37 protein-coding genes are annotated in these 26,680 nt (G+C 41.3%); 1 reads left to right on the plus strand and 36 read right to left on the minus strand.

The genetic code is table 11. The annotated features are described in order from the left end of the window. Positions 1 to 60: 60 nt before the first annotated feature. From GD631_RS02410 to GD631_RS02450, 9 genes are all read right to left on the minus strand, one after another. Positions 61 to 1,098, minus strand: coding sequence for an efflux RND transporter periplasmic adaptor subunit (locus GD631_RS02410; RefSeq protein ID WP_143259167.1), 1,038 nt, complete (start codon positions 1,096 to 1,098; stop codon positions 61 to 63). A 33-nt stretch (positions 1,099 to 1,131) separates the two neighbouring features. Continuing rightward, positions 1,132 to 2,478: a TolC family protein gene (locus tag GD631_RS02415; protein WP_143259168.1), complete on the minus strand. Its 1,347-nt coding sequence runs from the start codon at positions 2,476 to 2,478 to the stop codon at positions 1,132 to 1,134. A gap of 55 nt (positions 2,479 to 2,533) precedes the next feature. Next, on the minus strand, positions 2,534 to 3,184 hold the full coding sequence (locus tag GD631_RS02420; RefSeq protein WP_143259169.1) for a TetR/AcrR family transcriptional regulator: 651 nt from the start codon (positions 3,182 to 3,184) through the stop codon (positions 2,534 to 2,536). Positions 3,185 to 3,531: 347 nt separating this feature from the next. Next, entirely contained in the window at positions 3,532 to 5,031 is a 1,500-nt protein-coding gene (gene hutH, locus GD631_RS02425; protein WP_143259170.1) for a histidine ammonia-lyase, read from the minus strand. Further along, entirely contained in the window at positions 5,028 to 5,657 is a 630-nt protein-coding gene (locus tag GD631_RS02430; protein WP_143259171.1) for a cyclodeaminase/cyclohydrolase family protein, read from the minus strand. Before GD631_RS02430 ends, hutH begins: the two co-directional genes overlap by 4 nt. A gap of 42 nt (positions 5,658 to 5,699) precedes the next feature. Then, positions 5,700 to 6,953, minus strand: coding sequence for an imidazolonepropionase (gene hutI / locus GD631_RS02435; RefSeq protein WP_143259172.1), 1,254 nt, complete (start codon positions 6,951 to 6,953; stop codon positions 5,700 to 5,702). 139 nt (positions 6,954 to 7,092) lie between these two features. Continuing rightward, positions 7,093 to 7,995, minus strand: coding sequence for a glutamate formimidoyltransferase (gene ftcD, locus GD631_RS02440; RefSeq protein ID WP_143259173.1), 903 nt, complete (start codon positions 7,993 to 7,995; stop codon positions 7,093 to 7,095). 228 nt (positions 7,996 to 8,223) lie between these two features. Beyond that, positions 8,224 to 10,221 carry a urocanate hydratase gene (locus GD631_RS02445; RefSeq protein WP_143259174.1) on the minus strand — a complete coding sequence of 666 codons (1,998 nt, stop codon included), beginning with the start codon at positions 10,219 to 10,221 and terminating at the stop codon, positions 8,224 to 8,226. A 306-nt stretch (positions 10,222 to 10,527) separates the two neighbouring features. Beyond that, complete coding sequence (locus GD631_RS02450) at positions 10,528 to 11,172, minus strand: DUF6563 family protein (protein WP_185911558.1); 645 nt, start codon at positions 11,170 to 11,172, stop codon at positions 10,528 to 10,530. A gap of 252 nt (positions 11,173 to 11,424) precedes the next feature. On the opposite strand from GD631_RS02450, the gene GD631_RS02455 reads away from it, so the two are divergent. Continuing rightward, positions 11,425 to 13,239 carry a MutS family DNA mismatch repair protein gene (locus tag GD631_RS02455; RefSeq protein WP_143259176.1) on the plus strand — a complete coding sequence of 605 codons (1,815 nt, stop codon included), beginning with the start codon at positions 11,425 to 11,427 and terminating at the stop codon, positions 13,237 to 13,239. A 152-nt stretch (positions 13,240 to 13,391) separates the two neighbouring features. On the opposite strand, the gene GD631_RS02460 is transcribed toward GD631_RS02455, so the two are convergent. The 27 genes from GD631_RS02460 to rpsS form a co-directional block, all read right to left on the minus strand. Next, the gene (locus GD631_RS02460) at positions 13,392 to 13,934 is read right to left on the minus strand and encodes a DUF8460 domain-containing protein (protein WP_143259177.1); all 543 of its coding nucleotides are present in this window, start codon (positions 13,932 to 13,934) and stop codon (positions 13,392 to 13,394) included. Between the two features lie 111 nt (positions 13,935 to 14,045). Further along, a complete protein-coding gene (locus GD631_RS02465; protein WP_143259178.1) occupies positions 14,046 to 14,441 on the minus strand; it encodes a DUF8440 family protein in 396 nt (131 codons plus the stop codon). 147 nt (positions 14,442 to 14,588) lie between these two features. Next, the gene (rplQ, locus tag GD631_RS02470) at positions 14,589 to 15,092 is read right to left on the minus strand and encodes a 50S ribosomal protein L17 (protein ID WP_143259179.1); all 504 of its coding nucleotides are present in this window, start codon (positions 15,090 to 15,092) and stop codon (positions 14,589 to 14,591) included. Between the two features lie 3 nt (positions 15,093 to 15,095). Beyond that, entirely contained in the window at positions 15,096 to 16,088 is a 993-nt protein-coding gene (locus tag GD631_RS02475) for a DNA-directed RNA polymerase subunit alpha (protein WP_004296325.1), read from the minus strand. 11 nt (positions 16,089 to 16,099) lie between these two features. Continuing rightward, on the minus strand, positions 16,100 to 16,705 hold the full coding sequence (rpsD, locus tag GD631_RS02480; protein WP_143259180.1) for a 30S ribosomal protein S4: 606 nt from the start codon (positions 16,703 to 16,705) through the stop codon (positions 16,100 to 16,102). Positions 16,706 to 16,822: 117 nt separating this feature from the next. After that, positions 16,823 to 17,212 carry a 30S ribosomal protein S11 gene (gene rpsK / locus GD631_RS02485; RefSeq protein WP_004296327.1) on the minus strand — a complete coding sequence of 130 codons (390 nt, stop codon included), beginning with the start codon at positions 17,210 to 17,212 and terminating at the stop codon, positions 16,823 to 16,825. 11 nt (positions 17,213 to 17,223) lie between these two features. After that, on the minus strand, positions 17,224 to 17,604 hold the full coding sequence (gene rpsM / locus GD631_RS02490; protein ID WP_004296328.1) for a 30S ribosomal protein S13: 381 nt from the start codon (positions 17,602 to 17,604) through the stop codon (positions 17,224 to 17,226). 33 nt (positions 17,605 to 17,637) lie between these two features. Beyond that, a complete protein-coding gene (gene ykgO / locus GD631_RS02495) occupies positions 17,638 to 17,754 on the minus strand; it encodes a type B 50S ribosomal protein L36 (protein WP_002558051.1) in 117 nt (38 codons plus the stop codon). Between the two features lie 8 nt (positions 17,755 to 17,762). Continuing rightward, positions 17,763 to 17,981, minus strand: a complete 219-nt coding sequence (infA, locus tag GD631_RS02500) for a translation initiation factor IF-1 (protein WP_002558052.1) — start codon at positions 17,979 to 17,981, stop codon at positions 17,763 to 17,765. Position 17,982: 1 nt separating this feature from the next. After that, the gene (gene map, locus GD631_RS02505; RefSeq protein ID WP_004296329.1) at positions 17,983 to 18,780 is read right to left on the minus strand and encodes a type I methionyl aminopeptidase; all 798 of its coding nucleotides are present in this window, start codon (positions 18,778 to 18,780) and stop codon (positions 17,983 to 17,985) included. A 15-nt stretch (positions 18,781 to 18,795) separates the two neighbouring features. Further along, entirely contained in the window at positions 18,796 to 20,136 is a 1,341-nt protein-coding gene (gene secY / locus GD631_RS02510; protein ID WP_004296330.1) for a preprotein translocase subunit SecY, read from the minus strand. 4 nt (positions 20,137 to 20,140) lie between these two features. Next, entirely contained in the window at positions 20,141 to 20,587 is a 447-nt protein-coding gene (gene rplO / locus GD631_RS02515) for a 50S ribosomal protein L15 (protein ID WP_044655423.1), read from the minus strand. 32 nt (positions 20,588 to 20,619) lie between these two features. Further along, positions 20,620 to 20,796: a 50S ribosomal protein L30 gene (rpmD, locus tag GD631_RS02520; RefSeq protein ID WP_004296332.1), complete on the minus strand. Its 177-nt coding sequence runs from the start codon at positions 20,794 to 20,796 to the stop codon at positions 20,620 to 20,622. Between the two features lie 9 nt (positions 20,797 to 20,805). Next, positions 20,806 to 21,324 (minus strand): 30S ribosomal protein S5, encoded by a 519-nt coding sequence (gene rpsE, locus GD631_RS02525; protein WP_004296333.1) that lies wholly within the window; start codon positions 21,322 to 21,324, stop codon positions 20,806 to 20,808. Between the two features lie 5 nt (positions 21,325 to 21,329). After that, complete coding sequence (gene rplR, locus GD631_RS02530; RefSeq protein WP_143259181.1) at positions 21,330 to 21,674, minus strand: 50S ribosomal protein L18; 345 nt, start codon at positions 21,672 to 21,674, stop codon at positions 21,330 to 21,332. Between the two features lie 21 nt (positions 21,675 to 21,695). Beyond that, the gene (rplF, locus tag GD631_RS02535) at positions 21,696 to 22,265 is read right to left on the minus strand and encodes a 50S ribosomal protein L6 (RefSeq protein ID WP_004296335.1); all 570 of its coding nucleotides are present in this window, start codon (positions 22,263 to 22,265) and stop codon (positions 21,696 to 21,698) included. A 15-nt stretch (positions 22,266 to 22,280) separates the two neighbouring features. Then, the gene (rpsH, locus tag GD631_RS02540) at positions 22,281 to 22,676 is read right to left on the minus strand and encodes a 30S ribosomal protein S8 (protein ID WP_004296336.1); all 396 of its coding nucleotides are present in this window, start codon (positions 22,674 to 22,676) and stop codon (positions 22,281 to 22,283) included. 52 nt (positions 22,677 to 22,728) lie between these two features. Next, positions 22,729 to 23,028 (minus strand): 30S ribosomal protein S14, encoded by a 300-nt coding sequence (gene rpsN, locus GD631_RS02545; RefSeq protein ID WP_004296337.1) that lies wholly within the window; start codon positions 23,026 to 23,028, stop codon positions 22,729 to 22,731. 5 nt (positions 23,029 to 23,033) lie between these two features. Next, positions 23,034 to 23,591, minus strand: coding sequence for a 50S ribosomal protein L5 (rplE, locus tag GD631_RS02550; RefSeq protein ID WP_004296338.1), 558 nt, complete (start codon positions 23,589 to 23,591; stop codon positions 23,034 to 23,036). After that, positions 23,591 to 23,911, minus strand: coding sequence for a 50S ribosomal protein L24 (rplX, locus tag GD631_RS02555; RefSeq protein WP_004296339.1), 321 nt, complete (start codon positions 23,909 to 23,911; stop codon positions 23,591 to 23,593). The genes rplE and rplX overlap by 1 nt, the downstream gene beginning before the upstream one ends. Before the next feature lie 19 nt (positions 23,912 to 23,930). Beyond that, positions 23,931 to 24,296, minus strand: coding sequence for a 50S ribosomal protein L14 (gene rplN / locus GD631_RS02560; RefSeq protein WP_004296340.1), 366 nt, complete (start codon positions 24,294 to 24,296; stop codon positions 23,931 to 23,933). 2 nt (positions 24,297 to 24,298) lie between these two features. After that, positions 24,299 to 24,568 (minus strand): 30S ribosomal protein S17, encoded by a 270-nt coding sequence (gene rpsQ, locus GD631_RS02565; protein WP_004296341.1) that lies wholly within the window; start codon positions 24,566 to 24,568, stop codon positions 24,299 to 24,301. Beyond that, complete coding sequence (gene rpmC, locus GD631_RS02570; RefSeq protein WP_004296342.1) at positions 24,565 to 24,762, minus strand: 50S ribosomal protein L29; 198 nt, start codon at positions 24,760 to 24,762, stop codon at positions 24,565 to 24,567. Before rpmC ends, rpsQ begins: the two co-directional genes overlap by 4 nt. A gap of 5 nt (positions 24,763 to 24,767) precedes the next feature. Beyond that, the gene (gene rplP / locus GD631_RS02575) at positions 24,768 to 25,202 is read right to left on the minus strand and encodes a 50S ribosomal protein L16 (RefSeq protein WP_004291234.1); all 435 of its coding nucleotides are present in this window, start codon (positions 25,200 to 25,202) and stop codon (positions 24,768 to 24,770) included. Between the two features lie 23 nt (positions 25,203 to 25,225). Continuing rightward, complete coding sequence (gene rpsC, locus GD631_RS02580; protein ID WP_004296343.1) at positions 25,226 to 25,957, minus strand: 30S ribosomal protein S3; 732 nt, start codon at positions 25,955 to 25,957, stop codon at positions 25,226 to 25,228. Positions 25,958 to 25,962: 5 nt separating this feature from the next. After that, positions 25,963 to 26,373, minus strand: coding sequence for a 50S ribosomal protein L22 (gene rplV / locus GD631_RS02585; RefSeq protein ID WP_004296344.1), 411 nt, complete (start codon positions 26,371 to 26,373; stop codon positions 25,963 to 25,965). 36 nt (positions 26,374 to 26,409) lie between these two features. Then, entirely contained in the window at positions 26,410 to 26,679 is a 270-nt protein-coding gene (gene rpsS, locus GD631_RS02590; protein ID WP_007747939.1) for a 30S ribosomal protein S19, read from the minus strand. Position 26,680 lies beyond the last annotated feature (1 nt).

Here is a 26,680-nt window from a genome sequence, read left to right on the forward strand (position 1 = left end):
AGATAGTTTTGAAATCAGGTTAATTAATAAAAGCATTGGGCGAAAGGTACTGAACACCTCTTATTTGGAAGAAGGCCGGGAAGAGGCTTCCACCTCTACTTCCATACCGTTCACCAAACGTGACTGTCCGGCAACTACCACCTGTGAGTTATCCGGTACACCGGATTTCAACTCATACTCCGTACCCATGCGTCTACCCAGTTCGACCTTATTATAAGATACTTTACCGTCTTTATAAACGAATACATAACGGTCGCCGGAACCTGCCTGCTTAACGATTGCCAAATCGGGAACAACTACGTTTTCTGCCGTACCGAAGTTCAATGTCGCGCGGGCAAACATTCCCGGACGCACGCGCCGGTCTTTATTATCCAGTCTGATCTCTACCTGGAATGTACGGGTAGTGGCATCTATGGTAGGATAAATCAGGTTGATGGTTCCTGTAAATACTTCATCTCCATATACATCGAGTTTCACGTCGACAGGAGTACCTTTCTTCACTTTCGTGAAGTAAGTTTCGGACACGTTAATCAGGAGTTTTACGGGAGTGATCTGTTCCACTACAAGTACCGGTTCTCCACCGCTGTACATATCGCCATTATCATAGTTGCGTGCAGTGACTACACCATTGATAGGGCTTTGCAAAGAGGTATTCTCCAGCAGATTCTTATAAGCAGTTTTCTTCACATCGAGTTGCATCTTCGAAGCATCCCACTCTGATTTGGACGCACCGCCCACTTTATATAATTCGTCGATACGGTTGAATTCTATTTCCTGATTATCTAGTTGCAGCTTTGTCTGTTTCAGGTTGGCTGCATCCATCTGCACAAGTTTCTGGCCTTTGGATACGCGGTCGCCCACTTCCACAAAAATCCGGTCGATACGTACGGGAGACGAAGGTGCTATATTATTCTTTACTTCGGCTTCCACCGTCGCTGTGTAATCTTGTATTTGATCTACGGGACGGGCTTTTACGTCTGCCAGCTTCACAATGGGCTTCGCGTCCACGTGTCCCGTAGCCGCTTTGTCTTTTCCACCTGTACATGAGCCCATAAACACAGTTAACAGCAGGGCTACCAATTGGATACTTCTTTTCATATTCCTTATTTGTAATTTTTTAGTTGTCTATCTTTATTCTTTTCCCAGAACCTGATCGAGGTCTGCCTTAGCAACCAGGTAATCGTATATGGACTGATTATAGGTGAGTTGCGCCTGTGTCAGCGACACTTGGGAACTGTTCAGTTCGAGCACTGTACCCTTACCTACATCATAACGTTTTTCAGCAATCACTACCGCTTTCTTTGCCTGCATCACATTTTCCTTGTTGCTGACTACCTGCTCTGTGCTGGCACTCATGTTATTGCGACAACTGACAATCTGCATATTCAACTGTCTTTCCGTATCAATACGGTTCCAATCGAGCTGGCGCATCTGTATACGGGCAGATTTCACTTTCGTAAAGTTACTTGCTTTATATAAAGGTATGCTAAGATTGAACATCAGATTAGAACTGTTGCTCCAGTTGTAATTGAAAAAATTGATATTCGGATTATACAGTGATTGATATTGGTAGGAGAAACTCATTGAAAGAGTCGGTATAAAGTTTGTTTTCAAAGACTTTATGTTCTTTTCAAGCAACTTCATGTTCAGGTCCAACTGCTTCATGGTGGTATTGTTGTCCAGATTTACATTCTCTTCCCTCAACTGGTTGGCAAACATGACCGTTTCATAGTTGGTCAGATTATCGTTAATCCTGATCTCCACATCGGCTGTGATGCCCATCAGGACTTTCAACTGCAACTTAGCCAAAGTCACCGCATTGGCCGCCGAAATCAAGTTCGGTTTAATACTGCGCATCTGCACTTCCGCACTGATCTTGTCATATTCGCTCACAGTTCCCTGCTGATATTTGGCATTCACTACATTGTAATTATCTTCTGCCAGTTTATAACTGCCTTGAAGCACTTCATAGCTGTCCTGCGCAAGCATCAACTGATAATAAGCCTTGCTCACCTGATTCACGAGATCCAGTTTGGAAGCGCGTGACTTCTCTACTGCCAGTTCAATATCTGTCTTTGTCATCGACATAGCACGATAAACACCCGGCACAAAGAGTGGTAGATTAATACTCAATCCGGCATTGGCGGTGTTCGAACCGTCTTGCCCCATCTTGAACGACATATCGTTCAATTTCATTTCAGCCGCTTTAATGGTATGGTCTAATGAACCGGCAATACTAGCCTCCGGTAACAGACTTTGCCAGGCTTCCTTACTGGCAACTTTCTTTAAAGCGATTTCTTCTGCTGCCACTTTTATTGTCGGATTCTCATCCAATGCAATTTCCAGGGCTTTGTCTAAGGTCAAGGTTAGTATATTCTTCTCCACCTGTGTGTCCTGCGCCTTTGCAAAACCAAATGCGCAAAGTGCCACGGCTACCAGAAGAATCTTCTTACCTGCCAATCTTTTCATCTTGTTCATAAACTGAATTTCTAATTTAATCTTACTTGTTTGTCAATAGAACCTCACTCTTGCTCTAATCTGCGATGCGGTTCTTACGATATTCTTGTATAAAGTCTTCCAGTACTTTTGCTCCTTTTTCGGTGGAGATGCCGCGTATATAAGTAAACATGATGGATTCGTACACTTCAATAAAAGGATATTCATTGCAGATATCCGTATTCAGAAGTACATCAAACTGCTCTCGTACCAGCAAATTGACGATGGCGAAGTTCACATCCGGACGAAAAATGCCCTGCTCTACTCCTGTTTTGAAGAAGGACATCGTTTTCTGCGAATCGCTGTCCTGCCGGTTCTTCATCATCTCATACACTTTCGGATATTTCTTGATGTCTTCAAAAAAGCGTTTGTTCGTCTGATGAAACATCTCGATACTTTTCTGAAAGACCGCAAGTATCACTTCCAACACATTGTGCGACTCTTCAAAGACTTTCTGCAAGTACTTATCTCTTTCTGCCTGCGCCTTCAGTATGCATTCTTTCAACAACGATTCTTTATCCGAAAAGACTTCATAGAGCGTACGTTTGGATATTCCTAATGCTGCCGCAATATCGTCCATTGTAATGCTCTTGATGCCTTTTGAAGTAAAAGCTTCTGTTGCCGCCGTTATGATCCGTTCTCTTAACTCTATCCGTTGAGAAGCGTCTTTTCCATGCTCTGTCATCATCCGTTTTTCTATTTTATTAAAATGCAGTTTTCGTTTTCTTTTCATTTCCAAAGGAAAAACGGAACAAAGATATGCAGAAAACTCAATTAACAAATCAAGTTTCCATCTATTTATAATCCATTTGGGAATTATTATCATTCAATAGAGCAAAATGAAAACAAGTGTTAATAGGAAATACGGAACAAACATAGGGCAAAGCTAAAAAGGAAGGCAATACGAAGTAAAGTTTTATCGCCGGCAGAAGGATTACAGTCGACAAATGCCGGATAAATGTCGATAGAATCAACACTTACCCGGCAACAGCAGTCACCATTATTAACGAAAAGCGAAAAAGGGTCAGTTTATTGTCAGTATTCAATCTGTGTCCTCTTCAAGAAGGCAACTGTTTTATGTATCTCCTTGTACATCACGATATCATCTTTCACAAAAGGCACTTCTTTCCGATAAGCATGGAGGAAACGCTCAAGGATTGGGGAAGTTTTCTGCGGACGACGGAAGTCGATGCCTTGTGCGGCATTCATCAGTTCGATGGCAAGGATATGTTCCAGATTGTCCATCACTTTATAGAGTTTGGTAGCGGCGTTGGCGCCCATGCTTACGTGGTCTTCCTGTCCGTTGGAAGAGACGATGGAGTCGCTCGAAGCCGCATAGCAGTACATTTTATTCTGGCTAACCATCGAAGCGGCGGCATATTGCGGAATCATAAAGCCGGAGTTCAGACCGGGGTTGGCAACCAGGAATTCAGGCAGCCCCCGGAGTCCCATAATCAGTTGGGAGACACGGCGTTCGGAGATATTTCCCAATTCGGCCAAAGCGATGGCAAGGAAGTCATAAGAGATGGCAAGCGGTTGTCCGTGGAAATTTCCGCCGGAGATGATCCGGTCTTCATCGGGGAAGATGGTGGGGTTGTCCGTGACGGAATTGATTTCGGTCAGCAATACGGAGGCAACGTAACGGATAGCATCTTTCGTGGCACCGTGTACTTGCGGGATGCAACGGAAGGAGTAGGGATCTTGAACGTGTTCTTTGTGGCGTTCGATAAGTTCGCTGCCGGCCAGTAGTTTACGGAAGGCTTCGCCTGTCTCAATCTGTCCCTGATGGGGGCGGATTTGCTGGATGCAGTCCATAAACGGATCGATACGGCCGTCAAAGGCTTCGAGAGAAAGGGCAGCTATGAGGTCGGCCCTTTTCGAGAGGCGGAAGGCTTTCAGTATGGCAAATACACCGTTGGCGCTCATAAATTGGGTACCGTTAAGCAGGGCCAGTCCTTCTTTGCTCATTAGTTTGACGGGTTCCCAGCCGAATTCGTCGAGTACGCTGATGGCTTCGCACTTTTTTCCTTTATAGTAGACATCGCCGACACCGATCAGGGGGAGGAAAAGATTGGCAAGCGGTGCGAGGTCACCGGAGGCTCCAAGGGAGCCGCGGTCGTAGACGATGGGCATGACGTCATTATTGAAGAAGTCAAGGATGCGTTGTACGGTGATTACTTGTACGCCGCTATGTCCCAATGAGAGGGCGTGGGCTTTGAGAAGCATCATCAGTTTGATGATGACGGGGCGGATTTCCTCGCCTACACTGCAAGCATGGCTTTTTATGAGGTTCTCCTGGAGTATTCCGAGTTCGTCGGGAGAAATATTTTTGGTACATAAAGAGCCGAAACCTGTTGTTATACCGTATAACGGTTCATCGGAAGAAGCTATTTTGTGGTCGAGGTAATCACGGCATTTCTGGATGCGCAACTTGGCTTCAGGAGCTAGTTCCAGTTTCAGGTTTTCGTTGATAATTCGTTCGATGATCTCGAAGGTTAATGCTCCGGAACCGATATGATATACATTCTTACTCATACGCGCAGGTCTTGATTTACGGCATCCAACAATTCTTTTTCTCTCCGACAGGCGGTTTGCTCGATTGTATCGGCTTCGGTTTGTAGCTGGAGGACAAATTCTCTGTCTTTGAGCGAACCGAGGTTGATACGGACGTTCAGCAAGGCTCCCAATACGGCAGAACGGGCGGACATCATGGCTACGCAGGCATCTGTGACGGCATTGCGGTTGCCCAGACGGGCAACATCTGCTATGACGGACATCATATCCAAGGCTTTGCGAGCTACTTCCAATGGAACGAGGGCGGCTTGTTTGGTTGCTTCCTGAATGGCGGCACTTCGGGCGGCTTTCTCTTCTTCGGTTGTTTTAGGGAGTTTGAAGCAGGCAAAAACTTCTTCGTAGGCAGCGGAGTCTTTATCGATAAGCGCAATAAATTCATCCAGCAAACGAAGAGTAATTGTTTGTGCGTGTTGCATTACTTCTTCACTGACTTCGTATCCTTTTTTTCCGACGGTGAGCCGTGCCACCATCGTGGAAAGGGCGGAAGCCAGTGCTCCGTTCAATGCGGCAATACTACCACCACCGGGTACAGGGTCACTGCAAGCAACTTTATCTAAGAAATCTTTTACGGTTAAATCTGCTAACATGATATTCTGTTTTAAGTGATTAATAAATGAGTTGGTCAACTATTAAGCGACGGGGTATAACATACCACCTTTAATAGTCATGATTACACAATTCATACCTATATAATAAGGTAGGATATGATAGTTGTCGGAATTGAGGACGATAAAATCGCCTTGTTTGCCTACTTCGATGCTTCCAATCCGGTCGGCTCGCTGAAGGGCGGCAGCTCCGTTCAGGGTCAGGGCGGTGATGGTTTCTTCGATGCTCATTTTCATATAGATGCAGGCCAGAGCAATGGTCAGTGGGATAGAACCGGAGAAACAACTGCCGGGATTCAAGTCGGTGGCAAGTGCTACCGCACAGCCGGAGTCAATCATTTCACGACCACGTGCGTAGGGTTCTTTCAAGGCAAAAGCGGTCAAGGGTAACAGGGTGGCTACTACTCCGGCATCGGCCATTGCACGGATGCCGGCATCGGATGCGTGCAGGAGATGATCGGCAGACAATGCTGCCAGTTCGGCTGCCAGTTCGGCTCCACCGAGTGAGACGATTTCGTCAGCGTGGAGTTTCAACAGAAAGCCGTGTTCCTTGGCTGCCTGAAGCAGGCGGCGGGACTGTTCGATAGAGAAAACGCCTTGTTCACAAAAGACATCACAACATTCTGCCAGTTCGCCGTCACGAACAAGGGGAAGCATTTCACGAATCAGGAAGTCGATGTATTCGTCACTTCTTCCTGCATATTCTTCGGGAAGGGCATGAGCGCCTAGGAAGGTGGAGACTATATCGACACGTTTATGCTCGGTGTTGTTCAGGCTGCGCATTACCTTTAGTTGTAATAATTCTGTTTCACGATCCAGCCCGTAGCCGCTTTTACCTTCTACGGTGGTCACACCCATTGTGCTCATTCTTTTCAGAAAACCTTCGGCTGCTGAACGTAGTTTTAGGAAGTTCATTTGTCGGGTGGCTTTTACGGTACTTGCAATTCCACCTCCCCGCTCCATGATTGACATATAGCTTTCGCCGTTCAGACGCCATGAGAATTCTTCGGAACGTTCTCCGCCAAACACAAAATGGGTATGGGAATCAACGAAGCCGGGCAAGAGGCAGTGTCCGCGAGCGTTATAATGCCAGTAGTGTTGATAGTAACCATCCCGGTCTTCACCACGGTTCTCACCAACGTAGGTGATGACTCCTTTGGTGACTTCCACGGTTCCGTTCTCTATGACTTGCAGTTGAGACATTTCTTCTCCTTTACGGGCGGAAAAGCCGATGGGGGTTACGATACGGGCATTGAATATGATTAGGTTTTCACTCATAAATTATCCGAATTATCTTTGTTTATTCTTGTTTCATTCATTCTGCTTCCTGTCCCGTTGTTTTTTATCAGGTACGTTCCCCTGTAAAAACATCCGTTCTGATTTGGATTGAATATTCTCTAACATATTTCTTTACCGTCTATTCCATGATGCGGGCCTCCAAGACTTGCTGCATGGAAAAGTTTTCGAGTCCAAGATAGTAGGAAGCTGTATCAATCAGGGCTTCCATCGGTACAAGACCGATGATTTCACTACCAACAATCGTAACACCATAACGGCGGGCTTCGATACGCACCAGTTCGAAGGCGCGGTAAAGTGCAGTACGGGTGTAGTCGGTCATGTTAATGGATACCTGGGTGATGTTTCTCTCCTTTAGCTCCACTCCCATTGCTTTCACATAGCGGAGTCCTCCGTTGATATGACGAATATTCTTTGCTATCTTGGTAGCTATTTCCAGATTATCTGTATTAAGATTGATATTGTAGGCTACGAGCGGCATGCGGGCTCCGATTGCGACTGTACCTGCGGTTGGGTGACGTTCGGCAGGTCCGAAATCAGGTTGCCATTCGGGTAGTTTGATTTTTTCAGCCATTCCTTCAAATTCTCCTTTACGGACGGAAGCGAGATTTTCCCGGTGCGGCGCAGTTGCCGACTTTTCATACAGGAAGACAGGAAGATGATAATTCTCGGCCACTTTTGCGGCCACTTTCTTAGATAGTTCGACGGCTTCTTCCATGCTGGTATTCTTAATCGGGATAAAAGGGATAACATCTACCGCTCCCATACGGGGATGTTGCCCGGTATGCTGATTCAGGTCTATCAAACGGACAGCCACACCGACCGCTTCAACGATTGCTTCGTACAAAGCCTCCGGCTCACCGACAAGGGTTACAACCAGACGGTTATGGTCTTCATCATTACTGTAATCAAGCAGTTTTACTCCGGCCTTAATACGGAAAGGGGCTACTATCTGATCTATTTTCTCTAAATCGCGTCCCTCGCTAAAATTGGGTACGCATTCAATAATTTTATTCCAACTCATATCAAATATCTATTATTATAGAGGTTATATTCAATTGAATAACTATATGTTTTACATCAAACAAGTGCTCTTGCCAAATAGCCCTTATATTATCAGGCACGGATCACACGAGTTTCATATCGAATAACGGCATGGTTTATACTAAACAGCTGCATGTTTAAACAGTTCCATATATTATGGGAATTTATTCCCTCATTTTATGAGAATATTTTCCCTTATTTTGTGAGACTACTTTCCCACAATATGTGGGACTATTTTCTTTATTAGTTCTTCGTCCGCTACATACGGCATTGTTATCTGATAATCTCTTGCATGGGATTCATTAAATGCTTCACTTGTCTCCATCGCATGCGGATTACGCGCCCATGAACGACGGGCTACTCCGCCCATCACATCCCAAAGCATTGCTGAACGGAGTATTTCATCTACCCGTTCGCTACCGTCACATACCATACCGAAGCCGCCATTGATTGCTTTGCCAATACCTACTCCACCGCCATTGTGCAAGGCTACCAGGCTCATTCCACGGGCACAATTTCCGGCAAAACATTGCACAGCCATATCTGCCATCACATTGCTTCCGTCTTTGATATTCGATGTCTCCCGGAAAGGAGAATCCGTTCCGCTTACGTCATGGTGGTCCCGTCCCAGCATGATAGGACCTACTTCGCCCCGGCGGACCATCTCATTGAAACGGAGGGCTATGTTCATTCTCCCGACTGCATCCTGATACAGAATACGTGCCTGTGTCCCCACCACGAGCTGATTCTTCTCGGCATCACGTATCCAGTTGTAGTTGTCAAGATCCTGCCCGCGCCGGTTGACGTCGATACATTCCATAGCCGCGTGATCTGTTTTTATCAGATCTTCATGTTTGCCACTCAAGCAAACCCATCTGAACGGGCCGTAGCCATAATCAAAGAGTTGAGGACCCATAATGTCTTCAACATAGCTTGGCCAGATAAATCCGTCTTTTTCATCAATACCGTTGCGGGAGATTTCTCTTACTCCGGCATCGTATATGGCTTTCATGAAGGAATTGCCATAATCAAAGAAATAAGTTCCACGGGCTACGAGCTTCTCGATAACTTCGAAATGACGGCGCAGGGATACATCGACTAAGTGACGGAATTGTTCCGGTGATTCGTGAAGAAGGCGTGTGCGTTCTTCAAAGGTTAATCCGGCAGGACAATATCCGCCTTCGTAAACAGCATGGCAGGAGGTTTGATCGGATAATAATTCAATAGGAATTCTTTCGCGTTCGGCATATTCGAGCAGGTCTACGACATTGCCATGATAGGCTATCGAGCAAGGTTCACGACGTCGCATTGCTTCAGATGCCATCTGGTATGCTTCGGCTATATCCGCAGTCACGTGTCCCACCCATCCTTGGCGGTGGCGTGTTTCAATGCGCGAGCTATCTACTTCGGCTATGATGGAGACTGCTCCTGCTATCTCCGCCGCTTTAGGTTGTGCGCCGCTCATCCCTCCCAAACCGGAAGATACGAATAAATGTCCCCGCAGATCCTGGTCTTGTGGAATACCCAGTTTCAATCGCCCGGCATTGAGGAGGGTATTGAAAGTTCCATGTACAATTCCTTGAGGGCCGATATACATCCAACCGCCTGCGGTCATTTGCCCGTAATTGGCAACTCCCATCTGAGCAGCAATATGCCAATCATATTGATTGTCGAATTGCCCGATCATCATTGAATTGGTTATTATAACGCGGGGAGCATCGGGACGGGAGCGAAAAAGCCCTAATGGATGTCCGGATTCAATAACCAGCGTCTGTTCTTGGGTAAGTTCTTCGAGGTATTGTTTTATCAGCTGATATTGCATCCAGTTTTGACAGACTTGTCCGGTTTCACCGTAAGTAACTAATTCGTAAGGATACAGTGCTATATCGAAGCAAAGGTTATTATCAATCATTACTTGAAAAGCCTTGCCTTCAATGCATTGTCCCCGGTATTCGTCAATCGGCTTTGCCTTCAAGTCGCCGGCAGGACGGAAACGGTATCCGTAAATCCGTCCGCGAGTGCGTAGCTCTTCCATAAATTCAGGAGCCAGTTGTTCGTGCCACTCGTTAGGAATATAACGCAAAGCATTTTTTAATGCTATGATTGCCTGCGCCGGGGTAAGTGTATAACCACGGTCGGGAGCTCTCCGGATACCTTCTACAAAATCCGGATAAGGAGGTAGTGTGTTGCCAAGAGTTATTCTCATAATAAACAGAATTAAGGATTACAAACTGTAAGCAATACAGTCTTATAACTCTTCGCAAGATAGAAAAAAAGAAGATAAAAGACAAGAGAATTGACAGATTTATTATCAGAAAGGTATTGTTACATTTACAGTTTGATAGTAGGACAAGACACAAGCAATGCCAAAACTCTCTTATGCTTCTATACAAGCACGAAGACAGGCTGTTTTCTCAAAATGGATAGTAACCCACATCTCAATAATATCATTATACAGGTGATTGTATTATTGATAGGGCCTTTCATAGTATGCCAACCGAAATGAATGGAATTACTCCTTTTGTTTATTCTGCAACTCTAACAGATATTTAAAAGTATGCTTTGCCTCCTGACTATCATCTTTCAAATATGCTTGTCTCAGTTCCGGATAATTCTTCAATAATTGCAGCATTCTGTCTTTCCCCAAAAAGTCGACTTTTCCTGTTTCACCATTCAATTCATAGCAAACACGTTTTGTAACCAGACTTGAAGCGGCAAGAGCATCGCCTATATTCCCTCCCAGTTTTACATCATCTTCTTCCACAAAGTTACCTCCGATAACCGAGCCTAAAGGCATTGCACAAAAATAAATGTTTTTACCTAACTGAACAGCAGGAGCATACCATGCTCCAAAACGCAACTTCTTATAGCGCAACTTACGACAGTTCAAATATAAATTTCCTTTTTCGTCACGCACTGCAAAACAACGCTTCTTCAAACGCCGGCACATCGACTCGTCATCACCGGCCGTGATCCGGTAATCAGCCCCTCCTGTTAATACGATCTGATTTTTGGAACGTTTTTCTACACGCAACACAGTAGTGGTATCACCATGTTGAGTCAGTAACTCTTTCAGGTTGGAATAAATAATATTCTGCGCAATTAACGGAAGGCTAATCACGCTTATCAGCAAACATAAGATACATCCTTTCTTCATAAGCATCCTCCTTTCCTGTCTAACGCCTTTTCGAGTGGAAAGTTATAAATTTTAGCGGATAAATGCAAGAATGAGAAAAGAAATATTGAAAATTTCTTCCAGTTAACAACAACATTATCAAGATGAGTTACAATTCAGGGGCACTTCTTCCTACTTCCGTTAATAAACAGTAAATCTACTCTTGACAAAAACAAGCTCCTATCCCGACCGTTATGAATTATATTACCTTTGTGCAAAAGATTTAAATTTGTCATGGAAAAACTAGAACAGGTCATTACCACATATCAGCAAATCATTCAGAAAACAGAGCTGGAGTTACAGAAGGCACGGAAACGTATCTATTATATAAGCCTTCTCCGACTTATCTTATTTGTAGGAGCCGTAGCAAATGCCATTATCTTTTGGTCTGACGGTTGGCTATGTCTCTCTGCAGTGGCTATCCTGCCCTTTATCTTATTCATTTGGTTAGTAAAACGCCATAATTTCTGGTTCTACCGGAAAGACTTTCTGAAAAAGAAAATAGAAATCAATGAGCAGGAACTACGTGCCATGCAATATGATTTTTCTGATTTTGATGATGGAAAAGAGTTCATAAATCCATCTCACCTCTATACTCTTGATTTAGACGTATTTGGCGAATTCTCTCTTTTCCAATACATTAACCGGACCGCAACTCCTATCGGCAAGCAGCATCTCGCAAACTGGTTCAATGTACATCTGGAAAAGAAGGAGGCTATTGAACACCGTCAGGAAGCGATCCGGGAACTCTCCACCGATTTGGAATATCGCCAACAAATCCGCTTACTTGGATTACTCTATAAAGGAAAGCCTGCCGATACCACCGAAATCAAAGAATGGGCAGCCAGTCCGAGTTATTATCGAAAACGCACACTCTTGCGCATCCTTCCAATAGCGGTAACAGTTATTAATTTCTTGTGCATAAGTCTAGCCATTGGGGGAATTATATCGGCTAACATTGCAGGAGGAGTATTTGTCAGCTTTGTATTATTCAGCACTATTTTCTCTAAAGGAATCACGAAACTGCAAACAATCTACGGAGAAAAGCTGCAGATTCTTTCGACATATGCTGACCAAATTCTGCTCACTGAACAAAAAGAAATGCACAGCCATATACTGCAAGAGTTAAAAACGGACCTTACGAGTCAAAATCAAACCGCTTCTCAAGCCGTCCGCCAGCTTTCTAAACTGATGAACGCACTCGACCAACGAAGCAATCTGCTAATGAGCACTATACTCAACGGACTGATATTTTGGGAGCTACGCCAGGTGATGCGAATCGAGAAGTGGAAAGAAATGCACGCATCCGACCTACCCCGCTGGATAGAAACAATCGGAGAAATAGATGCCTATTGCTCCCTGGCAACATTCGCATATAATCATCCGGATTATATCTACCCCACTATCACCGCTCAATCTTTCCACCTACAAGCTGAATCTCTGGGACATCCTTTAATGGATCGCAACAAATGTGTGCGCAACGGAATAGACATTGAGAAACGTCCTTTCTTTATTATAATCACAGGTGCCAATATGGCAGGCAAAAGTACTTATCTACGTACCGTAGGAGTAAACTATCTACTGGCATGTATTGGAGCCCCCGTTTGGGCAAAGCAAATGAAAATATATCCAGCACGCCTCGTTACCAGTCTCCGAACCAGTGATTCCCTAGCTGACAACGAATCTTATTTCTTTGCAGAACTTAAGCGGCTCAAATTAATCATAGACAAACTTGAAGCCGGAGAAGAACTTTTCATCATTCTTGATGAAATACTGAAAGGCACAAACTCCATGGATAAACAAAAAGGCTCTTTCGCCCTTATCAAACAATTCATGCACATGAATGCCAATGGTATCATCGCTACCCATGACTTGTTATTAGGAACCTTAATAGAGTCTTTCCCACAAAATATCCGGAATTACTGTTTCGAAGCTGACATTACAAACAATGAGCTCACCTTCTCATATCAAATGAAAAACGGAGTTGCTCAAAACATGAACGCTTGCTTCTTAATGAAAAAAATGGGAATCGCCGTCATTAACGACTAATCCCCATTTTTGTATGAAAATCAAAGTTATCTTTTACAGCAACATCTAAAACCTGTTTTATTTAGTAGCAGCAAACTCTATATAAAGTTTCAAACTACATGGTTTTTAATGTGTCGAAAAAACAAAATCAAACAGGTCTTATAGATAGACATTTACTGCATTTTACTTTTTGACAGAAAAGCTACTACCGCTGAAGCTTCTTCATTGGTGAAATACTGCACCGATGTTATTGGCTGATACGTGTAAGGTATAAATTGGAATAACTGTACAGCTGCAAACTTTTTATCAGCAGAAAGTATCACGTCCATACGTATATTACCACTAGACTCACTTTTTATTTTCGAATCAACAGAGAATGAGCCCGAATTCACTAGATTCTTCAAAACATCCATATGCTTCAAATCAAAGAAAACACTATGCTCTTTAGCCACACTTTTTGTTGGCAAATAAATAACCTCCTTTGATTTCCAAAAGAGACGGAAAATTCCCATAAGGAATAAACCTGTTCCCAAAACCATTAAAGCCATACTAACCGTAGAAGACCTGTCATCCAATTCGAATGTTGAAGCAAAAGCTAAAATACCGATCAATAACATTACAGAAGAAATTAAAACTCCTGAAACACTTATACGTTTAGCGATATCGGGGTGTGTAGATGCAAATATAGTAGCATCAATCGTTTGAGTAGTTGCCATAATATTTAAAGTTTAATTTATTAGTAAAAATATAAAGATAAAAGAAGTGATGTCACCAGTATACAGAAGATACCAGTAACCACAAAATAAGCAATACCAATAAATATACTTCTAAATAATTATACGCCTCAAAGTGTATACATAGTATTCACTTGATGGCTGGCAGTAATAGGAAGTCGTTGTATCATAAATCCGCCCCCAATGTTGTGTCAGTGAATTCTCACGATCAGCACAACCTTGTAACACATTCTTTAAAGAAAAGAAATATTCTCCAAGCTGCACACGTTGAATACGTGTCACAGATATCTGATGGCTCTGTAAATTGGTCAATTCAGCCACAGGCTTACCCGGAAGGTCCGGTGCACAGATTTCCCCACGCTGTCCCATAGCATATGTAATATCACACTCCTGCTTATCCACCGTTTTTTCGGCAGAAACATTGCCTGCTATGCTATGAAAAGCAACTGTCAGCAACAGAAACAATATCACCTTTACAAATTTTGCCATATTCACTTGCAAATATAACAGATTCTCTCTATGAAAAGTTTAATTAGGATATATTTTAATGTATCTTAGTATTAGTAAACGGCAAACAAACAAAAAAGGCTACCCTCACAGGTAGCCTTTTTTATATCTATAAGAATAATTGTAAAATTATTCAGCTGATTCAGCTTTCGGTTCTTCAGCCTTAGGAGCTTCAGTTGCAGGAGCTTCAACAGCAGCCGGAGCAGCTTCGGCAGCCTTCTTCGAACGACGAGTACGAGTAGCTTTCTTAACAACTTTTTCCTTAGCCATATTTTCATTGTAGTCCACCAACTCAATGAAGCACATTTCTGCGTTGTCACCCAAACGGTTACCAGTCTTGATGATACGAGTATAACCACCCGGACGATCAGCAATCTTAACAGAGATTTCTTTGAATAACTCTGTTACTGCAATCTTATCTTGCAAGTTGCTAAATACAACACGACGAGAGTTCGTTGTATCTTCTTTAGACTTAGTAATCAAAGGCTCAACAAACTTTTTCAAAGCTTTCGCCTTTGCAACAGTCGTAGTGATTCTTTTGTGCTTGATCAAAGAGCAAGCCATGTTAGATAACATAGCGCTTCTATGAGAAGCAGTACGACCTAAATGATTGAATTTTTTATTATGTCTCATTTTTTATTCTTTATCTAATTTATATTTAGAAATGTCGGTTCCAAACGACAGATTCAGACTTTCCAGCAAATCATCAAGCTCGGTAAGCGATTTCTTTCCGAAGTTTCTGAATTTCAGCAAGTCAGTTTTGTTGAACTGTACCAAGTCGCCGAGAGTTTCTACGTCAGCAGCCTTCAAGCAATTGAGGGCACGAACTGACAAGTCCATATCAACGAGTTTAGTTTTCAACAGCTGACGCATATGCAACACTTCTTCATCAAACTCTTCATTGCCATCAGTATCATTACTTTCAAGCGTGATTTTCTCGTCAGAGAACAACATGAAGTGATAAATCAGAATCTTTGCAGCTTCTTTCAGCGCTTCTTTCGGATGTATAGAACCGTCGGTACTAATTTCAAGCACTAGCTTTTCGTAGTCAGTCTTCTGTTCTACACGGAAGTTTTCTACAGCATACTTGACATTACGTATCGGTGTATAAATAGAGTCGATTGGAATTACATTAACATCCGTGCAATACTCGCGATTTTCATCAGCAGGTACATATCCACGGCCTTTGTTAATGGTAATATCAATCTGCATAGTTGACTTAGAATCTAAATGACAAATAACTAATTCCGGATTTAACACTTCAAATCCAGTCAAATACTTACCTATGTCACCTGCTTTAAATTCACTGGAATTCTCGACAGTGATGCTCACTTTTTCGCTCTCGAACTCTTCAACTACTTGCTTGAATCTCACTTGTTTCAGATTCAAGATAATGTTGGTAACATCCTCTTTTACTCCAGGTACACTAGAAAATTCATGCTCCACACCATCGATTCTGATAGTAGTGATAGCAAAACCCTCTAATGAAGAAAGAAGGATACGGCGTAATGCATTACCTACAGTAATACCAAAACCCGGTTCCAACGGACGGAATTCGAATTTACCGAATCTGGAGTCCGCCTCCAACATTAATACTTTATCAGGTTTTTGAAATGCTAATATCGCCATGAAATTAATTATTATTTAGAATACAATTCAACGATCAAATGTTCTTTAATGTTCTCAGGAATGTCTGCTCTTTCAGGTATGTGCAACATTTTACCAACCTTTGAAGCCTCGTCCCATTCCAACCAAGCATACTTGCTGTGATTGAAACCTGCAAGAGAATTAGCAATTACTTCCAAAGACTTAGATCTTTCACGAACACCAATCAATTGTCCTGGTTTTACTGCAAATGAAGGAATGTTTACTACTTCACCATCTACAGTGATGTGCTTGTGACTAACCAACTGACGAGCAGCAGCGCGTGTAGGAGCAATACCCAAACGGAATACTACGTTGTCAAGACGGGCTTCCAGCAATTGAAGGAGTACCTCACCGGTAATACCTTTAGCAGTAGCTGCTTTTTCAAACAAATTGCGGAATTGTTTCTCTAAAACTCCATAGGTGTATTTAGCTTTCTGTTTTTCACGAAGTTGCACACCATATTCAGAAGTTTTTCTTTTTCTTGAATTACCATGTTGTCCGGGAGGATAGTTCTTCTTTGACAAAACTTTGTCAGCTCCAAAGATTCCTTCACCGAATTTACGGGCGATTCTTGATTTTGGTCCAGTATATCTAGCCATTTCTTTTAAATATTTAATTGTTTATTCATGAACTCAATTTGTTGCAGCCGCGATTACAGAGAGAAATTAATGTAATCCAAAAACAAAATCAAGATCATTGTGTAAGTTAAAGGTAAATTAAACTCTACGTCTTTTCGGAGGACGACAACCATTATGTGGAAGCGGAGTCACGTCAATGATTTCAGTAACTTCGATACCAGCACCGTGGATAGTTCTAATAGCAGACTCACGTCCGTTACCTGGACCCTTCACATATGCTTTTACCTTTCTCAGGCCAAGATCGAATGCAATCTTTGCACAATCCTGGGCAGCCATCTGAGCTGCATAAGGAGTATTCTTTTTAGAACCTCTAAATCCCATTTTACCAGCAGATGACCAAGAGATAATCTGCCCTTCACTATTTGCAAGAGAAACAATAATATTGTTGAAAGATGAATGAACATGCAACTGTCCATTAGCGTCTACTTTCACATTTCTCTTTTTAGCTGCAACTGTTTTTTTTGCCATATCAACAATTATTATTTAGTAGCTTTTTTCTTATTAGCAACGGTTTTCTTTCTACCCTTACGAGTACGTGCATTGTTCTTAGTGCTCTGACCTCTAACAGGCAGACCAATACGGTGACGTACACCACGATAGCAACCAATATCCATTAATCGCTTAATGTTCAATTGGATTTCAGAACGAAGATCACCTTCTACTTTATACTCTGCACCGATAATCTCACGAATCTTAGCAGCCTGATCATCTGTCCAGTCTTTAACCTTCAGATCTTTATCTACACCAGCTTTATCTAAAATTTTTGCTGAACTACTGCGACCTATTCCATATACATAGGTCAACGCAATTTCACCTCTTTTGTTCTGAGGTAAATCTACACCAACTATTCTTATAGCCATATACTAAATTATTTTTTTTGCAAAAATAACAAATTATCCTTGACGTTGTTTATACTTAGGATTTTTCTTGTTAATAACATACAAACGGCCATTACGTCTAACGATCTTACATTCTGGCGTGCGTTTCTTTAATGATGCTCTTACTTTCATATCTTATTTTATTTATATCTAAACACAATTCTTCCTTTCGATAAGTCGTAAGGAGACATTTCGACTCTCACTTTATCTCCCGGCAGGATCTTGATGTAATGCATCCTCATCTTACCTGAAATATGTGCAGTAATCTCATGTCCGTTTTCTAATTCAACACGAAACATTGCATTTGACAATGCTTCAACTATAACTCCATCTTGTTCTATTGCAGATTGCTTTGCCATATTATATTGCTTTATCTCCTAAAACTTCTTCTATGAATTTGAATGAAGACAAAATATCAGCTTCACCAGCTCCAACAGCTATCGTATGTTCAAAATGTGCAGCACATTTACGATCTCTGGTCCTCACAGTCCATCCGTCACGTTCCATAATCACTTGTCGGTCTCCCAATGTTATCATCGGCTCTATCGCTATGCAAAGGCCTCTTTTCATCAAAGGTCCATATCCTCTTTTACCATAATTAGGAACCTGAGGATCTTCGTGCATCTCCTTACCAATGCCATGACCAACAAACTCACGCACTACACCATAAGAATGAGATTCACAATATTGCTGAATAGCATATCCGATATCTCCGATTCTTTTGCCTTGCACTGCGTTCTGAATGCCAATATATAACGCTTCTTTAGTTACCTTCAACAAGTTACGAATTTCTTCGTCTACCTCTCCTACACAAAAGGTATAAGCAGAATCACCACAAAAACCATTCATGTAAGTTCCGCAATCCACTGATACGATATCGCCATCTTTCAGTACGATATCCCCCGGGATTCCATGTACCACCTGTTCATTAACAGAAGTACAGAGAGATGCGGGAAACGGTTCTCCGTATTGATTCGGAAATCCTTTGAAAGTTGGAGTTGCCCCATGATCTCTAATGAACTCTTCAGCAACTTTATCCAACTCACGTGTAGTTACACCAGGCTTCACCAATTTGGCAACCTCTGCAAGAGTTTTACCAACAAGCAGGTTACTCTGACGGAGCAATTCTATTTCATCTTCTGTTTTAAGAAATATCATTTCTAATCTAAAGAATTAATATGCCGCTACACCAGCGCGTCCTTTAATACGACCCGATTTCAACAGACCATCATAATGTCTCATCAACAAATGACTTTCAACCTGTTGCAGAGTATCAAGAACAACACCTACAAGAATTAACAAAGATGTACCGCCGAAGAATTGAGCGAATCCTGCTTGCACTCCGAATATACCGGCAAAAGCAGGCATAATAGCAACTAAAGCCAAGAAGAAAGAACCCGGCAAAGTGATACGAGACATTATATCATCAATATACTCTGCTGTTTTCTTTCCCGGTTTAATACCAGGGATGAAACCATTATTTCTCTTCATATCCTCAGCCATCTGAGTCGGATTAATTGTAATTGCAGTATAGAAATACGTAAATAATATAATCATTACCGCAAAGACAAAATTATACCAGAAACTTGTATGATCTGTAAACGCATGCAAGAAACCGCCTGCATCATTTACATTTGAAAAGCCGATAAACGTAATTGGAATAAACATGATTGCCTGAGCAAAGATGATAGGCATAACACCGGCAGCATTCACCTTTAAAGGGATATACTGTCTAGCACCACCATATTGCTTGTTACCAACGATTCTTTTTGCATACTGTACAGGAATCTTTCTTGTACCTTGCACCAAAAGAATAGCAGCACCAATCACTAACAATAAGAATACGATTTCAATTATAAACATAATCAGACCACCACTCTTATTTGCTACTCTGGATACAACTTCCTGCAACAAAGCATCAGGGAAACGAGCGATAATACCAATCAAGATGATAAATGAAATACCGTTACCAATACCTTTATCAGTAATTCTTTCACCAAGCCACAAAATAAACATACTACCTGCTGCCAAAATAATGGTAGAGGTAACCATAAACAGAGTCCAATCTAATGAAGCATTTAAGGAAGGGCCAGCCTGCATTTTAAGATTGAGCAAATAAGAAGGGGCCTGAACTAACAATATAGCAATCGTCAAGTAACGAGTATATTGATTCATCTTTCTTCTGCCGCTCTCACCCTCGCGTTGCAACTTCTGGAAATACGGTACAGCGATTCCCAATAACTGAATTACGATAGATGCAGAGATATAAGGCATGATTCCTAATGCAAAAATAGAGGCATTAGAAAATGCTCCTCCAGAGAACATATTTAACAAGGCTAAAAGGCCTTCACTTGTTTGTTCGTGCAATTTTGCCAGCATTGCCGGATTGATACCCGGTAATACGACATATGATCCGAAACGGTAAATTGCCACAAACAATATGGTGATGAGGATCCGTTGTCTCAGATCCTCAATCTTCCATATATTCTTTAATGTTTCAATAGCTTTTCTCATTGAATCAGAGTTTTACTACAGTTCCACCAGCAGCTTCAATAGCAGCAGTTGCAGTCTTAGAGAATGCATGAGCTTCTACTTCCAGCTTGTTAGTCAGAGTTCCGTTACCCAATACTTTTACCAACTGATTTGAAGAAATAAATCCTGCTTCGATAAAGTCGTTTACACCAACTTTTGCCAAACTCTTAGCTTCAGCAAGTTTCTGGATAGTATCCAGATTGATGGCTTTATATTCTACACGATTGATATTCTTGAAACCAAATTTAGGAACTCGACGTTGAAGAGGCATCTGACCACCTTCAAAACCGATCTTCTTAGAGTATCCAGATCTTGATTTAGCTCCCTTATGACCTCTTGTAGAAGTACCGCCTAAGCCAGAACCAGTTCCACGTCCAATTCTTTTTCTTGTCTTAGTAGATCCCTCTGCAGGTTTTAAATTACTTAAGTTCATATTGTAATTTCGTTTTATTATTCAACAAATAATTACTTAACAATGGCAACCAAGTGTTTTACTTTATCTACCATTCCAAGAATTGAAGGAGTGCTTTCGTGTTCAACCACACGGTTCAGTTTACGAAGTCCCAGTGCATCAAGAGTTCTTTTCTGATCAGCTGGAGCACCAATTCTACTTTTAACTTGTTTAATCTTTATAGTTGACATATCTCCTCCTTATCCTCTAAATACTTTTTCAACACTAATACCTCTGTTCTGAGCAACCATCCTTGCATCACGCATTTCACTCAAAGCTTCGATTGTAGCTTTAACAAGGTTGTGCGGATTTGAAGAACCTTTAGATTTAGCCAAAACGTCAGTAACACCAACACTTTCCAATACAGCACGCATAGCACCACCAGCTACAACACCGGTTCCGTGAGATGCAGGTTTGATGAATACTTCAGCACCACCAAATCTAGCTGATTGTTCATGAGGAACAGTACCTTTCAAAATAGGCACTTTCACCAGGTTCTTTTTAGCTGACTCAACACCTTTAGCGATAGCAGCTGTTACTTCACCTGCTTTACCAAGTCCCCAACCAATGATACCTTCTTCGTTACCTACAACAACGATTGCAGAGAAACTAAAAGTTCTACCACCTTTGGTAACTTTAGTAACACGATTAATAGCAACCAATCTATCTTTCAGTTCTATATCGTTAGTAATCTTAACTCTATTATTAACTCCTGCCATAATGATTAAAATTTAAGTCCACCGTTACGAGCAGCATCAGCCACTTCTTTTACTCTCCCATGATACAAGTAACCATTACGGTCGAAAACAACAGTAGTTATACCTGCTTCCTGAGCCTTTTTAGCAATCATTTCACCAACTTTAGCAGCTTGTTCTTTTTTAGCGACTTTCTCAGTCAAACCTAAAGAAGAAGCAGCAACCAGTGTCTTACCAGAAAGATCATCGATAATCTGGACATAAATTTGCTTGTTACTTCTAAATACACTCATACGCGGACATTCAGTAGTACCTGAAATCTTGTTGCGTACTCTATATTTGATCTTAACTCGTCTTTCTATTTTTGTTGTCATAATAATCTAATTTTATATGAATTACTTAGCGCCGGCTGATTTACCAGACTTTCTACGAATTACTTCGCCAACAAACTTAATACCTTTACCCTTGTATGGTTCAGGCTTACGGAAAGAACGTATTTTAGAGCAAACTTGACCAAGCAATTGTTTGTCACACGATTCCAATATAATAAGAGGGTTCTTATTTCTTTCAGATTTCGTTTCAACTTTTACCTCAGCAGGTAATTGAATGAAAATATTGTGTGTATAACCTAAAGCAAGCTCAATGATGTTACCTTGGTTAGAAGCACGATAACCTACACCAACAAGTTCCAGTTCTTTCTTGTATCCTTCAGATACACCCACAACCATGTTGTGAACCAATGAACGATACAAACCGTGGAAAGCATGTTTTTGCTTCGGGTTATCAAGCATTTCTTTATCGTTTTCTGTTAAAGTTACGTGTCCGTCTTCAATAGCAACATTGATAGCAGGATTCACATATTGGCTCATTTCGCCTTTGGGTCCCTTTACGGTAACCACATTATCCTTCAGAGTGACCGTCACTCCAGCAGGGATACTAATGGGTAATTTTCCTATTCTTGACATTCTAATTCCTCCTAATTAATATACATAACACAAGACTTCACCACCGATCTTCAGTTCTGCAGCCTCTTTGTTAGTCATAACACCTTTGGAAGTAGATATTATAGCAATACCCAGCCCATTAATAACACGCGGCATATCTTTGTAACCAGTATACTTACGCATACCCGGAGAAGATATTCTTTCTAACTTTTTGATTGCGTTAACTTTGTTAACAGAATCATACTTCAAGGCAACCTTAATAGTTCCTTGAGGACCATCTTCTACAAACTTATAATTAAGGATGTAGCCTTTTTCAAAAAGAATCTTAGTGATTTCTTTTTTCAAATTCGAAGCGGGAACTTCAACAACTCTGTGCTTTGCACCAATCGCGTTCCGCAACCTCGTTAAATAATCTGCTATTGGATCAGTCATATAAAAATAAATTAAATTAATCAGGACTACCCTGACAATATTTAAACAATAATTACCAGCTTGCTTTTTTTACGCCTGGGATCAGTCCGTTAGATGCCATCTCACGGAATTGAATTCTCGAAATTCCGAATTGACGAATATAACCTTTAGGACGTCCAGTCAGTTTGCAACGGTTGTGCATACGAATCGGATTAGAATTCTTTGGCAACTCTTGCAACTTCTGTGCAGCTTCAAAAGCATCAGCAGGATCACCTGTTCTTACGATTTGCTTCAAAGCAGCTCTTCTTTCGGCGTATTTGGCTACTAATTTAGCACGTTTTACTTCACGTGCTTTCATTGATTCCTTTGCCATATCTATTAGTCTTTTTTAGCGTTTTTAAAAGGTAAACCGAATTCCTTCAGCAAAGCATAACCTTCTTCATCTGTTTCCGCAGAAGTTACAAAGGTAATATTCATTCCGAGAATTCTTGTAATACTATCGATATTTATTTCAGGGAAAATGATTTGCTCCTGAATACCAAGGGTATAGTTACCTTTACCATCAAACTTACTTTCGATACCTTTGAAGTCACGAATACGAGGAAGAGCTACACGAACCAATTTTTCAAGGAATTCGTACATTCTTTCACGACGTAAAGTTACCATAACACCAATCGGCATTTTTTTACGTAACTTAAAGTTTGCAATATCTTTACGAGAAATGGTAGCTACAGCTTTCTGACCTGTGATAGCTGTCATTTCATTGATTGCAACTTCGATAATCTTCTTATCAGCAACAGCCATACCTAACCCTTGATTGATAACAATCTTCTTAAGTACGGGTACCTGCATTGTAGAAGAATACTGGAACTGTGATTTCAATGCAGGTGCTATACGCTCTGCATATTCTTTCTTAAGACTAGCAGTATTACTCATTACTTAATCTCCTCTCCTGATTTTTTAGAATAACGCACTAAAGTTCCTTCCGAACTCTTTTTTCTCCCAATACGCGTTGCTTTACCAGTTTTTGGATCAACCGGGTTCAAGTTTGAAATGTGGATAGAAGCTTCCTGCTTCACAATACCACCTTGCGGATTCTTAGCATTCGGTTTTGTGCTTTTAGATACCATATTGATACCTTCTACAAACGCACGTCCTTCTTTAACAAGAACCTTCAATACACGACCAGTTTTGCCCTTATCTTCGCCAGCATTTACGTAAACTGTATCGCCTTTTTTAATATGTAATTTACTCATTACTTAAATCTTTTACAAATTAAAGTACCTCAGGCGCAAGTGACACAACTTTCATGTTTGTAGCACGAAGTTCTCTTGCTACAGGACCGAAAATACGACTACCTCTAATTTCACCTGCATTATTCAACAACACGCAAGCATTATCATCAAAACGTATATAAGAACCATCAGGACGACGGATTTCTTTCTTTGTACGTACAATCAAAGCCTTTGATACTGCACCTTTTTTAACATCACTAGAAGGGATAACACTCTTCACTGAAACTACAATGACATCCCCCACTGAAGCATAACGACGGCCTGTACCACCCAAAACGCGGATACACAACGCCTCTTTCGCTCCACTGTTATCACATACTGTAAGTCTGGATTCTACTTGTATCATAATTACTTAGCTCTTTCAATTATTTCTACTAATCTCCATCTTTTAGTCTTGCTCAAAGGACGAGTTTCCATGATGCTTACAGTATCACCGATATTGCATTCATTCTTTTCATCGTGAGCATGGTACTTCTTCGTTTTACTAACGAACTTACCATATATAGGGTGTTTTTCCTTAAATTTGGCAGCAACTGTGATGGTCTTATCCATCTTATTGCTCAATACAACCCCTGTTCTTTCTTTTCTTAAATTTCTTGCTTCCATCAAGCTGATCATTTATTGTTAAGTTCTCTTTCGCGCAATTCTGTTTTCATACGCGCAATAGTCCTGCGTAATTGTTTGATTTGAGCAGGATTTTCCAAAGGAGAAATAGAATGATTAATAACCATTTGGTTATAATTAGCTGTTTCCGCCTCTACTCTTTCTACTAAATCATTAGTAGTCATTTCTTTAATTTCTGCAATTTTCATAACACTTACGCATTTTGATTTTGAATATCATAATCACGTCTTACGACAAACTTCGTTGTAATAGGAAGCTTTTGAGCAGCTAAGCGCAATGCTTCTTTCGCGATTTCGTAAGATACTCCTTCAGCTTCAATAATGATTCTACCCGGAGTCACAGGAGCCACAAATCCCTCTGGAGCACCTTTACCTTTACCCATACGTACATCGGCAGGTTTTCTAGTGATCGGTTTATCCGGGAATATACGGATCCAGATCTGTCCTTGACGTTGCATATATCTTGTTACTGCAATACGAGCAGCTTCGATCTGACGGCCTGTAATCCACTTAGTCTCCAAAGCCTTTATGCCAAAAGAACCAAAGGCCAGCTGGTTACCTCTCTGGGCATTACCTTTCTGACGGCCTTTTTGTTGTCTTCTGAATTTTGTCTTTTTCGGTTGTAACATAGTTTCCTAAAATTCAAATTCGTTTAGCGATTATTTTTCTTTCTTTTGAAGTTCTTTCCGCCGTTGTTTCCACTATTGTTTCCACGACCACTTTCTTTGCTTTGTGTAAAGTTCGGAGCCAATTCTTTCTTACCAAACACTTCACCTCTACAAATCCAAACTTTGATACCAAGAAGACCTACTTTAGTCAATGCTTCTGCATGACAGTAGTCGATATCAGCTCTGAAAGTGTGCAACGGAGTTCTTCCTTCTTTATACATTTCAGAACGAGCCATTTCAGCTCCATTCAAACGTCCTGAAATCTGAATTTTGATACCTTCAGCACCCATACGCATTGTGTTTGCGATAGCCATCTTGATGGCACGGCGATAGGCAATTTTACCTTCAACCTGGCGAGCGATGTTATTAGCAACAATCACAGCATCCAGCTCCGGTCTTTTCACTTCAAAGATATTGATTTGAATATCTTTGTCGGTAACCTTCTTCAACTCCTCTTTTAACTTATCAACTTCTTGGCCACCTTTACCGATAATAATACCCGGGCGAGCAGTACAAACAGTAATAGTAACGAGCTTCAGCGTACGTTCAATTACGATTCTTGATACACTTGCTTTTGCAAGTCTTGCATTAAGATATTTACGGATTTTGCTATCTTCCAGCAAAGAATCACCGTAATCATTTCCACCATACCAGTTAGAATCCCATCCTCTGATAATTCCTAAACGGTTGCTTATTGGATTAACTTTTTGTCCCATCTACCTTAATTTTGATCTTCGTTATTACTTTTAGCACCAACGAACAATGTTACGTGATTTGAACGTTTGCGAATTCTATAACCTCTACCCTGTGGTGCTGGTCTCATTCTTTTGAGTGTAGCTCCACCATCAACAAAAATCTGTGTTACGAACAGCTCACCGCTTTCTGCTTTACGTTCGTTTTTCTGTTCCCAGTTAGCAATTGCAGAGCGAAGCAATTTTTCCACTCTTGCAGCAGCTTCTTTTGAAGAAAATTTCAAAACACCAAGTGCTCTGTTCACTTCCATACCACGGATCATATCTGCAACCAGACGCATCTTACGTGGAGAAGTAGGAACATTTTGCAATTTTGCAAAATACATGGTCTTAAGGGCTTCTTTTCTTTTTTCAGCCGATATTTTTTTTCTTGCTCCCATTATTATTTATTACTTTATTATTTCAAATAAATCCTGTTATTTTTTCTTGTTACCAGCGTGTCCTCTGAATGTACGAGTTGGAGCAAATTCGCCCAACTTGTGTCCTACCATATTCTCGGTAACATAAACAGGAATAAATTTATTTCCATTGTGAACTGCAACTGTATGGCCTACAAAATCAGGCGAAATCATTGAAGCTCTGGCCCAAGTCTTTACTACGACTTTCTTACCTGATTCATTCATGGCAAGAATTCTCTTTTCAAGCTTAACGTTAATATATGGACCTTTTTTTAATGAACGACTCATA

This window comes from Bacteroides luhongzhouii, assembly GCF_009193295.2.
GTDB classification, from domain to species: domain Bacteria; phylum Bacteroidota; class Bacteroidia; order Bacteroidales; family Bacteroidaceae; genus Bacteroides; species Bacteroides luhongzhouii.